The sequence below is a fragment of the Chitinophagaceae bacterium genome (genome assembly GCA_016717285.1).
In the GTDB taxonomy this organism is placed as follows: Bacteria; Bacteroidota; Bacteroidia; order Chitinophagales; family UBA10324; genus JACCZZ01.
This window is the reverse complement of sequence record JADKFU010000004.1, coordinates 178,214-192,059: the sequence shown is the minus strand read 5'-3', so window position 1 is coordinate 192,059 and position 13,846 is coordinate 178,214. Positions and strand designations below refer to the sequence as shown.

General features: G+C 38.7%; 9 protein-coding genes. 1 reads left to right on the top strand and 8 read right to left on the bottom strand.

The annotated features are described in order from the left end of the window. Positions 1–547: 547 nt before the first annotated feature. Positions 548–979 (top strand): hypothetical protein, encoded by a 432-nt coding sequence (locus tag IPO83_06175; protein ID MBK9730856.1) that lies wholly within the window; start codon positions 548–550, stop codon positions 977–979. 162 nt (positions 980–1,141) lie between these two features. On the opposite strand, the gene IPO83_06170 is transcribed toward IPO83_06175, so the two are convergent. The 8 genes from IPO83_06170 to IPO83_06135 form a co-directional block, all read right to left on the bottom strand. Further along, entirely contained in the window at positions 1,142–1,915 is a 774-nt protein-coding gene (locus IPO83_06170) for a hypothetical protein (GenBank protein ID MBK9730855.1), read from the bottom strand. After that, positions 1,912–4,134 carry a M48 family metallopeptidase gene (locus tag IPO83_06165; GenBank protein ID MBK9730854.1) on the bottom strand — a complete coding sequence of 741 codons (2,223 nt, stop codon included), beginning with the start codon at positions 4,132–4,134 and terminating at the stop codon, positions 1,912–1,914. The genes IPO83_06170 and IPO83_06165 overlap by 4 nt, the downstream gene beginning before the upstream one ends. A gap of 158 nt (positions 4,135–4,292) precedes the next feature. Further along, positions 4,293–5,333: a hypothetical protein gene (locus IPO83_06160; protein MBK9730853.1), complete on the bottom strand. Its 1,041-nt coding sequence runs from the start codon at positions 5,331–5,333 to the stop codon at positions 4,293–4,295. A gap of 490 nt (positions 5,334–5,823) precedes the next feature. Then, on the bottom strand, positions 5,824–6,006 hold the full coding sequence (locus IPO83_06155) for a hypothetical protein (GenBank protein MBK9730852.1): 183 nt from the start codon (positions 6,004–6,006) through the stop codon (positions 5,824–5,826). 191 nt (positions 6,007–6,197) lie between these two features. Further along, positions 6,198–6,893 (bottom strand): hypothetical protein, encoded by a 696-nt coding sequence (locus tag IPO83_06150; protein MBK9730851.1) that lies wholly within the window; start codon positions 6,891–6,893, stop codon positions 6,198–6,200. A gap of 34 nt (positions 6,894–6,927) precedes the next feature. Further along, entirely contained in the window at positions 6,928–10,152 is a 3,225-nt protein-coding gene (locus tag IPO83_06145) for a type I restriction endonuclease subunit R (GenBank protein ID MBK9730850.1), read from the bottom strand. Continuing rightward, the gene (locus IPO83_06140) at positions 10,149–11,435 is read right to left on the bottom strand and encodes a restriction endonuclease (GenBank protein MBK9730849.1); all 1,287 of its coding nucleotides are present in this window, start codon (positions 11,433–11,435) and stop codon (positions 10,149–10,151) included. Before IPO83_06140 ends, IPO83_06145 begins: the two co-directional genes overlap by 4 nt. A gap of 1 nt (position 11,436) precedes the next feature. Continuing rightward, positions 11,437–12,897 (bottom strand): AAA family ATPase, encoded by a 1,461-nt coding sequence (locus IPO83_06135; GenBank protein MBK9730848.1) that lies wholly within the window; start codon positions 12,895–12,897, stop codon positions 11,437–11,439. Between the last annotated feature and the right edge of the window lie 949 nt (positions 12,898–13,846).

The following is a 13,846-nucleotide window of genomic DNA, read 5'->3' as shown; positions in this document are numbered from 1 at the left end:
AGTTTGAGGTTGACCTTACGTTGGTCAGAAATTATTATAGCACATTTCTTTGCTGTTGGATTTATTAATCCAATAAACTCTCGTTGGCGCGGATTTGTAATCCGTGTCTACTGAGCAAAGGGATTTTAATCCCGCCCTTATGAGTATGACCTTAATTTTTTGGAATGATGAGGAAGGTAAATGGATTAAAAATCCCGACCAGCGCAGTCGCATATCCGGACCAACGGGGGAAACACCCTATGTTCAAATGCATCTTCATGCTGCCTGAAAAAAAATTACAGAAAATGCTTGGTGGAACCTTAGAATACACGACTAATCTGCTTAGTAGCATAAAACAATTTCCGGTTTAGTTCTAAAAATGAGCTTAACTAAACGACATTGCCCTTGAAGGGCCATAGGGTGACGTTCACTTGTTTCCGACTTTCTATCAAAACACAAACCCATAGATTGTTCAATAACCTTATGGGATTTGTGGTACACCCACCACTGTTCATTCATACGGGTAGTGCGAATAAAATATTAACTTTGCTTCATAATATTATTTTTTATGGAACACTCCGGATATTTGTTCAAGTCCCTTACGCTCCTTGTCGTTTTGCTCATTTCAGGAAGTTGTAAAAAGGATGATAAAGTTGATCCATTCCTCAACATGGATGAATATTATTTTGAAAAAACACACTACGATTCAGTTGATGGCAATTTCAACAGCACTACCACTCATGTTACCATTTACCTGGATCCGATCGGAAAAGATTCCGTTATCAATTTTAATGGAGACGCGCTTTCGTGGTGCACCTATTTGCAACCGGACAGTGCCTGTTGGTACTTCACCATTGATGGCCTTTATCCGGGCAGTCCTTATAACGGTTCATTGTTTTGCTACTATCCTGCCAATGACAGCATTGAATACTCGAAATGGTATGGTGGCTCTCACACCACTGCTCACAGCGATGTGTTCAGAGGTAAAAAGGTTGATTAATAATTTTGCTGCGCAACAAACAGACTAAAATTGAAATCGCGTGCATTCAGCAAAGAAACAAACTGCAGGTAGTAGAATGAAGGAGAAGTAATGATAAGAATAAGAAATATCAAAAACAGCGCACGAGAACTGAAATGATCATAGCAGGTATCACTCTGCCGATCAGAAAACAATAAATCCGAGACCAGCATTTACATTCAATATAAGCATGGAGGTAAGGCGCTGATTGATCGCATCAATGCCATCCTGGATTCCTTCTTCAGTATCATATTGATCATTAATATTCCCTTCTTCGAAACTGTTTTGTATCAGCGGTCTCCATCCTTTTGAATTAATTCCGCATTCTACTCCCAGGTTAAAGGTCATACGTTTGAAGATTACATTCTGATAGCCGGCTCCCACTATAAGAACAAATGACTTGATGGGTTCATAAGCATACCTGATATATTGAGAAGAAGCAGGAGATTCACCGGTGGTACCGATTTCACCATTGCTGACCATGTAGTTTAATCCAAGCTTGGTATATCCTCCGAGTGGAGCTATGAACCCCTTTTGCCATTTGAAGAAAGTGGCATGAACACCTGCCATTGAACTTTTTACATTCATCCAGCCATCCACTACAGGATAATTTTCAGGTTCCGATACAATATGATTCCGGATTTCAATCGGCGATCCCGTTTTAAGAAACCTGAAATCGGCACCCACGCTTATATTTCTTGTCAGCACATATTCGCCTTCAATATTATTGCGGAGATTGAGTGTAATGCGATTTTCGTCATTGAAATCTTTATTGTAAGATTCAGAATTAAAGTTCGGAAACATGGTTGCATAATAAGCCACGGTAAACCGCTTGCCCATATAACCGGGTACCTGCTGCGCATGCAGGTTGCTGTTGCCCAGTATCAGCAGTGAAATGAGGTAAAATATCTTTTTCATTTGGGTTGTCTTTTCATTTGTTGCATGATATAGTAAATGTTGCTGTTCTGAATAGGATTGCCATCTCCTGCTTTTACATAATTTATATATTTCATTTTGAATTGCCCGGTGTTGGCATCTGCCACCAGGGTAACAAAATAAGTGGAGTTAGCAGGGTGAACGAAATAATAGATCCCATAAGGAAGCATAGGATAAAACAATATGCTAAGGGCAAGCATTGCTCCTCGGTTGGTATGTTTTTCTTTAATACCGGCTACTCCCATGAAACAAAGATTTTCTGTACCGTATTTCTGCATCACTTCCCGGAAAGCGATGGTATTGGTTGCCTCCATTTCCATTTCTTCATGGTTCAATTTCTCATCCAGCCATGTCTTGATAATGGAAAGATCATTGAACTTTTCAGTTTCTGAAAAACCAAGCAATTTTCCATCGAGCATCTCATATTCCAGCTGAACGGCACTGGCTGAATGCCGGATCTTTTCTACCAGATCTATTTTTGCTGCTTCAGAAGCAATGTACCGCTCATGTATCTTGCGCGTATCGGTCCATTTAGCATAGAACGGTGCGATAAACAATACTTTATTCATACCGAGCGAGACACCATTTTTAACTTCACGTGCTTCCACCCGCTCTTGTTTCCTGGCTTCTTTCTTACTGATATGCTGCTCAATGATTTTACTGTTCTCCATATCTTTTTTCAAATCCGAATTTGCAAAAAGACTTACAAAGGCATACTTATAATAATCATTTGATTGGTCGGTTTCCTTTTTAACGGGCCTTGAATAGGTATAGGCGAATTCACGTGTATCTACCCCTTTTAATTTCTTGGGTTTTTGTCGTGGCACTGTGTCTGCTTTGACAATCACTGAATCTGGAACATCATTAAACGCAAGGAAAAAATCTTCGGAGTTCCGTTCATTGTGATTAACGAGATCTGACACGAGGCCGTTGTACATGGCTTTTATTTCACCATCCTCCGGAAATTCATTTTTCAGATCTCCAACATACCTGAGCGCAAGCACATTCGCTTCAATTTGTGGAAGCATATAAAAAAAGTACGCTGTTTCGTACATGTACCCTGCTGTCTTATCAAAGTCACTTGCGATATCATTGTATGCGCCGTAATTCTTATACTTCGCAATGCCGTACAATCCTTTTGCAATCACCATTTTAAGGAAATAACTTTCGCCGTCCTCCTGCATCAGCAGGTTTGCACTATAAATCGCTTCAGCGTAGCGACCTGTGCGGAGCATCTGCACACAGTTTTCGTAGCGACAGATTTTCTTCACCTGCCTTAAGCCATCTTCATTTAAAATGAATAAACTTCCTCCGGTGGAATCAGTTGCCAGCTTGAGAAGCGCAGCTCGCCGGGTTTTTACATTCGGATGTGTAAAATAATCATCATCGTAATCATCTTCAGGAGCAATTGCTTTAATAGAATCGGGGAAATAATCTTTTGGAAAGCTGTAATTGTGATCTTCAAATTTGGAAAAAGGCACTTCCTTGTCTTCATAAGGCAGGTAAGAATACAGCAGCAGATCCATCGTGCTGTTTACTATGCTTTTGGAATAGGAAGATTTTTGAAAAATAGCCCAGCCACCTTTGTCAGCATCAAGCTCCTGCGATTTTGAAAATTTATAAGAAGCCATTTGGCTTTCATCATAATCCATTTTCTTATAGATACCTTTCCCTTTTTCAATCTCCTTGTTGGTGATGTATTGTTTCATCGAATGGTGCTTTTGATAATGCACGATTTCGTGAGATAATATAAAAGCAAGTTCTGCCTCATTGTTTAACCTTGCGATCAGGCCGGTACAAACGAAAATGATTCCGCTTGGTGTGGAAAAAGCATTCACATTTGAAGATTTCAATGTGTAAATCCTGATCTTCTTACGAAGGTCAGGATCCTTCTTCAGCAATTCGTCAGCTACCCTGTTTACATAACGCGACACCGTATCATTAAAGAGGATAAGGCCGCTTTGCAGCATTTCATCGATTCCAAAACTTGTTTCAAGGTAAAAGACCTCTTTTGCCTTTCGGGTTTTACGGTTATCATTTTTAGATATCGAACTTTTTGAGGATTCGAATTTTTTGCTGGAAAGCATCGTAAAATCATCCGGAATGTTGCCCTCGCATTTCAGGGAAGTGTAATGACTGAAATCCTGGGAACACGCATGATTTACCATGAGCGCACAGATCAGAAAAAGAATACTTTTCATTTTAGGGGTGTATGAAGGATGAATATGATTTCAGAATTTTAAAAGATGGCCTGGAAATAATTCTAAAAATTTCGCTTTTCCGCCCTGCATCAGGCCAATCTGACAACATTGAAAAGATAGATTCTTTCAATGCATAAGGTAAGGTGAATCAATCCGGATTATTTTTTTTGCACCCGTTCCGCATCTTCTTTAACCTCTTTCATCACCCTTTCTGTGACGTAAGGGTTTCCCAACCCTGAAACCCCGCTCATAGCTGTCATATAAGATCCTGCTGAAGGCATCACATAAGAAAGTAATTCACCCGATTTCACATCCATTACGTAAGGAACATAGGCCATTGTAGATCCATGACTATTGGTACTCATCATCGGAACAATTACAAGAATAGCAGTTTTCTCTGCCTGTGCGATCACCTGATCGTCAAATTGCGCAGGCTCTAAAATTTTAGCTGCATAAGGGTAGGCGGATTTAATAACCGATGCAGTTACATTTTTACCCAAGTCTTCTTTATTGATAAACAAAGTATATGTTTTAAGCCTGCTCCCATTGTTCTTTATAATGTCTTTTAAGTCACCGGTCTTCGCATCGCTCAGGCGGGCATCCATGTACCAGATGGTTGATTTAATGGCAAACAGGAGGTCGGCCTTTAATGGGAAATCCCGTGGCATTCCAATCTGGAAAACCGGTACTTTTAAAAACTCTTCACTGAGTGCCACTATAAATAAAGCTGTTGACGAAAGGTCACGACTCCCTTCTTTGCTTTCTTCCACGCCTTCCTTCACATCGGAATAGCTCCAGTTTAATCCGGCCGTGTAACTTGCACCGTTGGATGTTGCGCTGACTGCAGCAATCCATATAACCGCATATTGTTTGTTCTTTGCTTTTTTTAATGCCTCAGCCGTTGAAGATGATTTGTATTCCCACGTTTCGTGGTAGGTCCAGTTTTCCTCCATCATGGCCTTTAGATTATTGTTGAATTCTTCAACGGCGGCTTTATAGTCATCGATATAAGCCGATTTTCCTTTTTTCTTCAGTTTGTCAATTACTTTTTGAGACGGCTCCTCCAGTATGACGATGAGCTTTCGCTTCTTTAACTCGGCAATCTCTTCCGGCTTGCCCATTCCCATTTGTGCGCGGGAGAGTGTTACGGTGGTTAACAACAGCAGGGAGGCTAAGAAATAATTTTTAAGATAGGTCATGTTAGGCAGTTTTAATATGATAAATCCTGACAAATATAATTACGATCCTGAAAAATAATAATAACATGGAATTTTTTTAACAAAAACATGGAGGTGTTTCTAACTGAATTAATATTGATAATCAAAAAGGATTATGTCTCGTTGGCGCGGATTTGTAATCACAAGCGTTCGAAACATCATCAAAGCCTTATCCAATATACATCGTAGCTCTTTTCACAGGAACTTAGTTTGAAGTAAGTGTTCCGTTCTGATTATGACGCTGATTATTTTGCAGAGTGAAAAACGTTTAAAGGACAATTCATGTTTAATTTAACCTTCAATTTTATTCGCTGAAAGGATCATTGTAATCCATGCCAGTAAAGGCTTTCAAAGGTTTCGAACACCTATGATTTGTAATCCGTGTCTATTGAGCAAAGGGATTTTAAACCCGCCCTTATGACTACGCCGTTAAATTTTTGGAATTATGGAAATGGATTAAAAATCCAAAAGCTCAGTCGGTGCACCAGTGACGCTGCACAAAAGCCATGTAAGAGCTCAGCGCATTCGCCGAATAGCCGATGGTAGCATACAGGTTCGGCATGCGGCCCGTTAATTTGATGTACTGATCGAAAACGGGTTTTGCGGCGTCGGATACTTCTTCGTAGGAGGGGACTTTGAAAAATGGGTGGGTCATGATTTGAGGATTTAGGGATAGGGATGGGATTGATTGGTTTTGGGAAAATTAGCAAATGAAAAATTACGAGGAATTGCTGCATGTGCATTTGGCTGCGGAGGCAGTTTCGAAGGCAATAAAGGAAGGGACGGTGAAGTAGGAGTAATTGTTTTGAAATGGGCCTGCCATCTTGCTAGCCTAGTATCAGAATACTATGACAATTCTTTTGGAACTGAGAAATCCATCTTTTTTAAAATAGAAAGTTCTCTTTTACCTTGCATTGTCCTTGTTAATTCATCATCGTTTGAGTAAAGATTCTTTTCAAGCCAGATTACGATGTCTCTCAAGAAGTCAATTTGTATATTAACACGAATCAAAAAGTCAAGGCTGATCTCATACTTTCTTTTTTCATAGCCCTTGGCTGTTTTTACATCCTTACTTCCTCTTAATTTTCTTACAGGATCAAAGCCAGGAATAATCGATAAAAGATAATTGGAGTGTATCATCACATTTCTAAGAAGGATGCATTCCTTACATCTTTTGAATGCTTCTATTGCAAATTCATACCGAAATTTATTCACTTTGAACATTTCCCCATTCCACCAGTATCTATAATCTCCGTGCTTCATTTTTTGTCTATCGAAAAAATCGATGAAGCAAGATTTGGTGCTCTCCACAATTTCCATTGCACCCATATTTTGAATCAATATTTTAATCAACCGATCCTGGTCTTCATCTTCCAATTCATTCACTTCATCATCTTCATCATCACAATAATTATATGATATTCGAATCAGCGCAATCAATAATTCTCTTTGTTTTTGAATAATATTTTCAAATAACAAATTGAATTCGCCGTAAGATTTGAACAATTCCCATTGTTTCAGTTCGCCTTCGATATCTCTCATTGCTATCGATTAAATGTTAATTTCGGCAGTGTGTTCAATACCTTCCATAAATACTTTCCCCTCCTCCATAATACTGACTTCTAAGATGATTGTAGATCAAGTTTGTCTTCAAATCAATCTCATCATTTTGGTAGGTTGGATAAGGTAATTGATCAAAGAGGATTTTATTTACTGTATTGAAAACGGCAGCTGAAGTTTCTGACTTTTCCCATACCTGGTCTACTTTTAATTTATCCCGCTTCAATACTTCCAGCATTTCAATCGCAATTTCTTTTACACGTTTTTTGACTGGCTCTGCCAAGATAGGTTTGCGTAAAATATCAAAAACAGCTTTCTGCTCTTCAGTTAAAGCTTCCCGTTTGGTTTCGGCTTCTTCTTCTGAAAGTGAATTAACGAAATCAATGAGTTTTTTGAATGTCTCCTCAATTGTTATTGTATCTTTTCCCAGATTGTATTCTGTAATTATCTCCTGGTAACGAGTGTAATAGTCCACTCTTAATGGATTTCTGTCCACCATTTGTTTCAGCTGCTTTTCGATTTTGTCCTTTAAAGATTGAACCACCGAATTTTTATTTTTCGTTTTTAGAAAATGTTGCTCCAGTAGCTCAAAGTTCAATACACTTAGGTCAATCACTTTGCCGGTATCCTGAGGAACTTCCGTAATCATATGTTCGATGCTTTCATCTACAACCTCCTGAATCTCCTTCATGATTTCTGAAACATCGGCACTCTCAATATTACCTTCAATCGCTGTATAGATCGCATCAATTGCGTTCTTTTTCGCTGCATATGCATTCAGAACAATATCAGGCATGATCGCTTTGTACTTCTTAAAGACTTCCCTTGCAAGCAATTGAAACTTTCGCTTTGTTTCATCATTGGTGTAAACAGCATTCATGGCTCTACCCATCGCTTCAATCTTGCCAAGCCCAGTTGATTCAACCAAATCATTCAAATTAAATCTAACTTCATCCTGCAAAAATATTTCAGTATTTCCGAGGGCCTGTTCCAAAAGTTGAATCAATTCATCTTTTGGTTTTACAGGTGGCTCTTCTCCATCTTTTCCTGCTCCAGCCGATTCACCTGCACCATAAATTGCGAGTGCATCCAATAATGCTGTATAGGTTTCAATATAGTCTACAATCATCCCATTATTCTTTCCTTCGCTGATCCTGTTAGCCCGCGCAATCGTTTGCATAAGTGTATGCGACTGCAATGGCTTATCAATATACATGGTTGAAAGTGTTGGAACATCAAAACCGGTGATCCACATCGCACATACAATTACCAGTCGAAACGGATGGTCTTCATCTTTAAAGTCAGTTTCCAAATCCCTTGTAGGATCATTCATTTTTTCCCTATGTGGTTCAATATCCAAGGCCCACTTTTTAAATTTCAGAATTTCATTCTGTTCCGGACTTACCACCACAGCAATCTCTGTTTCCTTAATCCATTCCAGCTCTCTTGCTTTTTCCAATGTCTCCTGGTCGCCGTATTTACTTTTTTCAATGTCCTTTTCCAGATTAGTTACGTAGTCTGCCCAATGCTCCGTAATGTTGTTGTACATCTTAACTGCAGTGAGCTTATCCAGCGCTACCAACATTGCTTTCCCTTTATACCCACGATTACAGAAATGCCAGACAATATCCTTTGCAATCGCATTCAATCTTTTCTTCGCAGTGAGTACAGGATACTCTTTTGAAAACAATTGCTCCAGCCTGGAGCGCTGATCACTGTCAAGATCTTCGTTATCGTCAAGGATCTTGCGGATTTGTTGTGTAATAGCAGGATTCTTCAAGTGCAGATACTCACCCCTGTTTTCATAGTACAAAGGAACCGTCGCACCATCATCCACACTTCGTTTAAAGTTGTATTTTGAAACATAGTCTCCAAATATCCGCTTTGTCAATTCATCATCCTTAAAGAGAGGTGTTCCGGTGAAACCAATGAATGATGCACTTGGAAGTGCATTACGCATATTCAGTGCTAAGCTTCCGCCCTGCGTCCTGTGAGCTTCATCAGAAATTACAATGATGTTATCACGATCTGTAATTTTCTCATCAAAGTTGAATTTGTGAATTAGGGAAAATAGATAGCGATGGTCTTGCTTTAAAAGTTCTTGCAAATCTTTGCCACTGCCTGCTTTGATGGAGCTTTTTGATCCGGCTTTTATTTGCGGAACCGCCCCAACCCCACTAAATGTTCCATAAATCTGTTTATCCAATTCATTGCGGTCTGTTACTATTAGAAAAGTATAGGAACCCGCAAACTTCCGATGGATTTTCTGACACATAAAAACCATGGAATAGGACTTTCCGCTTCCCTGTGTATGCCAGAACACACCAAGCTTTTGTTTTTCCTCCAGTGTAATTGTTCCAACCTGGTATTGTTGCTCCTTTTCCGTGATGTTGTCAATTGCTTTATTTACACCAATGAATTGATGATTACGCGCAATCAGCTTCACTACTTTACCTAACGAACGGTCAAACAAAATAAAATTCTCAAACAAATCCATGAACCTATTCTTCTCGCACACTCCCACAATCATTTTATCCAGCGCAACAATTCCCTCTTCCTCTTCAGTAATTCTTTTCCATTCATGAAAGTGATTGTATTTACCGGTGATGCTTCCAATGCGGCTTTCCATTCCATTGCTTAAAATCACAAAAGCATTCAAATGAAAAAGCTTTGGCATCACATCTTTATAGTCGGTAAAATTGTCATTGTAGGCATTCTCTAACTTTTTGTGAACAGCTTTTAGCTCAATGAATAAAAGCGGAATACCATTTACAAAACCTATTATGTCCGGACGTCGCTCTCTGCGACTCTTACCTTCTATCCACATTTGCTGAACAGCAATAAAATCGTTGTTTGCAGCATTTTCAAAGTCAAATACTTTTAGCTTCCTTTCCTTTATCAGTTGCCCTTTCTCATTAGTATAATCAACAGGAACACCATCTTTTAGAAAGAGATACTTTTCGAGGTTGAGATCTGCTAATGTTTTGGTCGTGCTCTCTTCGAGGAGCTTTTCAAAAGCTTGCAAGTAAGCCTGCTCAGGTAATCCTTTGTTGAATTCCTTTATCTTCTTAAAGAAATTTCTTTTAAGTATTATTTCTCCCTTATTTCCCCTTCCAAGTGAGCTATCATCTCCAAATGTTTCCTTATTGTAAGCAATAGCTGTATCCCAACCGAGCCGGTTGTGGAACAAATCAATTGCTGTTTGTTCTATCAGACGATCTTCCGAATACTCCCAGCTCATGTTGATGTTTCATTAGGGAATGATTCCATCCACCTCCTGAATTCCAGGTTTATTTTATGCTGCCATACTTTTATCTTCCCCTCGACCTCAAAGCAGATAACACTGCACATCTTATCAATTGCTTCGCTGGTATCCGAGTGTAAATAATTTCCGTTCGATTGAGAAAATTCATTTCCCGGGTAAACCAATGCCACCTTTTTTGCTCCATAGTACTCATGATAAACATACATCTGCCTTAAGTCTTCTGGTGAAGGATTATAACCGTTCAGATTTTTCCATTTGGTATCCAAAACAACACAATCCGCTGTTCCTTTATTCACTACAATATCCGGTCGTATTGAGGAACGGACACCAGTTTCCGGCTTCCAAAAGAACTTTGACGCTTGAGCAGTAATAGTAGTAGACGGATCTTTGTGTTTCCGTAAGCTCACATAGATAAATTGCTCCCACAGCTTGTTCATATCAAACATAAGCGCTAACACGTGATGTCTTCCTCTGCTTACATCAGGATGATATTGCAACAACAGCAACCTGGCAATGCCAAGTGCTTTTTCATATGGCTTATTCTTTCTTGTAAAAATCAATTTTTCGAATGTTCCCTCTGTAACTTTAATATCCGGCATCTCGGGAAAGTGAAGCAGTAAAGTTCCGATGCGGCTGTGCAAGCTCACATTCATATTGATTTGTTTAAGCAGGCAAATCGTTTTATAGAGAATCAAATGAATCTTGTGCTCATGATCGTAAGTTGTGTACCGGACATAAAATCTTTCCTGGTGCGTCAGGTTCTGCGATAGGTGTTTACTAAATTGCAGATTGCCTTTCAATGCCATTACATTTCCATCCTTCTTGCGGTATTGCTTTACCAGCCCCCTGTGTAGTAGGTACTCAACTTCATTAATAAAAAGGGCAAAGTAAAGATCAAGGATAGAGTTTGATTTAAGCTTTAAAGAACTGCTGCTCGGTGCCTGAATATCAAATACCCCCGCAGCAAACAGCATATCAATTAAAATATCCCGCCATCTCTTTTTCTCTTCTCTATCATTATCACTACTATCAGCTTTCGGTAAAACTTCAATAACTGTATTTCCAACCTGGATCACACCAACGTATTCATTGAAACGAATGCCATTGTATATTAATGAGTAATAAGGAACACCCTTACTGCCGTAATGCTTCTGCATGGTGGCTAACCGATCTTTATCAAACAATACCCCATCAATTACCTGGTTTAGTTTGATGGCCTGATGCTCAAAAACGGTTATATGTTTTCGGTTTAGTCTCAACTCATTTTTTTAATAGCGAATTGATAGCATTACTAAATTCCTCATGTTGCATGCGACCAATGTCCTTTATTCTGTAAATAACCCGCTCTGAAAATTCCGCATAGTCGTAATCGGCAAATTCAGCAAAGAGATTTTCTTCAACTCTTTCAACCTCCTCAAAGAAACCTTGCCCGAGTACCAGACCAATTTTACCATAATCTCCGAAAAAATACTCTTGTAATAACGGTATCATCTTATGCTGAAACACTGCTTTCAATTCTTCCATATTCGTTACCGACATAAAATAACTGTGACCTATATGATGATCTTTATCCAACAGCTTTTCAATTCGCCTGTTGATGATTTTGAGCAACTCCGGCAAGTTAATTCCTTCTAGTATTCCATTTTGTGCTTTAAGTTTACCATCCGTAGCAATCAATGATGCGTTAGCGGGTATTTCTTCAAAACTAAATCGCCTGCGTAACGCAGCATCCAATGCCTCCACACTTCTGTCTGCTGTGTTCATGGTGCCAATGATAAAGAGATTGGGAGGCACTCCAAACGTTTCTTTGCTATAAGGCAATGCAGCTTCTAACGCTTCATCTTTCCCAAGCCTTTTGTCTTCTTCAATAAGCGTGATCAGCTCACCGAAAATTTGAGACACATTCCCACGATTGATTTCATCAACGATCAACACAAATGGTTTTGCTTGCTTGTTTTTAAAATCTGAATGAGCAAGTGATAGTACAACATCCTTCTTATCTTCAAAACTATACGTTCGACCTTCTTTTTGAATCTTACTATTGGATTTTTCTTTTCTAATTTCATTTAGCAATGCCCAATAAGCAGAAGAGTTGCTCCCCCCGATAATTTCCCTGAATTGATTGTTTATATTGCTAATATTGTTTAGGTCTTTTATTGCAGTATGTAGGATAGTCAATCTCATCTTTGATACAGTATAGGTTCTGCCGCCATCATGGTGCTTAATGATAAAATTGCCTTGCTGCGAAATACTGTCCACCATTACTGATCCACCTGATTTTGTCTCGAACTTCACTTTGTCACCGTTTAATATTTTTTCTTCTACACTATCCGCCAGGTTATCGTATAAAATAGAAAAGGCTAAAACATCCTCTGTGGTGGTACTTTCTCTTATCTGAGCGATAGCAAAAGAAGCTTCAACACAGAGCTTCCGGAAAATCCCCAGCTCAACTCTATAAATTACTGGATCGCCTTCTTTCAATGGTTCTAAGGGCTTAATGCCCTCAATAAAATCTTCATAGCTCATGTTCTGATGAAAGGTGGTAAATACTATTTGTCCTTCTTTCATTCTCGCGTCAAAAAGATCTTTGATATCTTTTCTTGATTTTCCGTCAATCTTTTCCCCAATAATTTCTAATGATTTATTGACGGTATTAAATGTCTTTCCTGTACCGGGAGGACCGAACAAGATTTGGTTTAAAGGGAAGTTCATTCCATTCATACTATGCTCATTTTTTGGATTAACATGAGGGGTTTCCTTTTCTGGATTTTTAGGTTCCTGGGTAACAGGAGATAAATTGTCTTGTGTAGGCGGCTTATGATTCTTATAAAACTTGAAATCCTTTACAGGTATTGGATTGATTTTTTCGAGAGATTTAGCCAAGAAAACTATAGTAGCACCTTTACTGTTATCCTTATATTCACTGAATTTATTTTGGTAATACATAACATTTCCATAGATATTATCCCAATTCTTCTGATCAAGTTCTTCCTGAGTTTCAGCAAAATCTAGAATGGTTGCCTTGTAATTAACAAAACCTTGTGAACTATAGTAAAGGTTAAATGAATTGCCATCGTCAATGATGTTTCTTAAGAAAGCTATTGTTTCGTCAGTACCGCTTGGTCTTTTACTGTTCCAAATAATAGAAGCATCGAAATTTTTTAACTCTTCAATATGTTCATCCTGCCATCCGGTGCCATCTGATGCCATTAAAGCAACTACACCATTCATCTTCGGTATTCTATCCAATGTTTGATATAAAATGTCTTGAGCCAGTATTTTGTGATTAGGATCCTTATAATAATTTAAGGGAATTATTCCATACACCAGATCAAGAAGTTCCTGATCATCATTTATATATTCACTTATAAGTTCTTCAATCAGTTCCAGATAATGCAGATATTTCTCGCCTGCTCTCTTTGCATCAATTCCAATCAGTTTACAATATTTTTGATAGAAGGAATCTTTGTAAAATGAATATTTATCAGGATCATGGTAAGTTAGAAAAGTTGCAATTGTTCTTTCATCCTGATGATGCGAAAGCTTTTCTTTCGGTGCAATTACTTTATAAAGTTTAAGCGTTTCCTCATTGAAGTGCTTTAACCTCTGTTCAAGCTCAATATTCTCGTCAAATAAAACTTTGAAACAGCCTCTGTAAGGTTCAGTTTGA

What these genes read in the sequence shown, in the direction of transcription:
- IPO83_06175 (MBK9730856.1), top strand. Translation starts at nt 548, where the DNA reads ATGGAACACTCCGGATATTTGTTCAAGTCCCTTACGCTCCTTGTCGTT.
- IPO83_06170 (MBK9730855.1), bottom strand. Translation starts at nt 1,915, where the DNA reads ATGAAAAAGATATTTTACCTCATTTCACTGCTGATACTGGGCAACAGC.
- IPO83_06165 (MBK9730854.1), bottom strand. Translation starts at nt 4,134, where the DNA reads ATGAAAAGTATTCTTTTTCTGATCTGTGCGCTCATGGTAAATCATGCG.
- IPO83_06160 (MBK9730853.1), bottom strand. Translation starts at nt 5,333, where the DNA reads ATGACCTATCTTAAAAATTATTTCTTAGCCTCCCTGCTGTTGTTAACC.
- IPO83_06155 (MBK9730852.1), bottom strand. Translation starts at nt 6,006, where the DNA reads ATGACCCACCCATTTTTCAAAGTCCCCTCCTACGAAGAAGTATCCGAC.
- IPO83_06150 (MBK9730851.1), bottom strand. Translation starts at nt 6,893, where the DNA reads ATGAGAGATATCGAAGGCGAACTGAAACAATGGGAATTGTTCAAATCT.
- IPO83_06145 (MBK9730850.1), bottom strand. Translation starts at nt 10,152, where the DNA reads ATGAGCTGGGAGTATTCGGAAGATCGTCTGATAGAACAAACAGCAATT.
- IPO83_06135 (MBK9730848.1), bottom strand. Translation starts at nt 12,897, where the DNA reads ATGAATGGAATGAACTTCCCTTTAAACCAAATCTTGTTCGGTCCTCCC.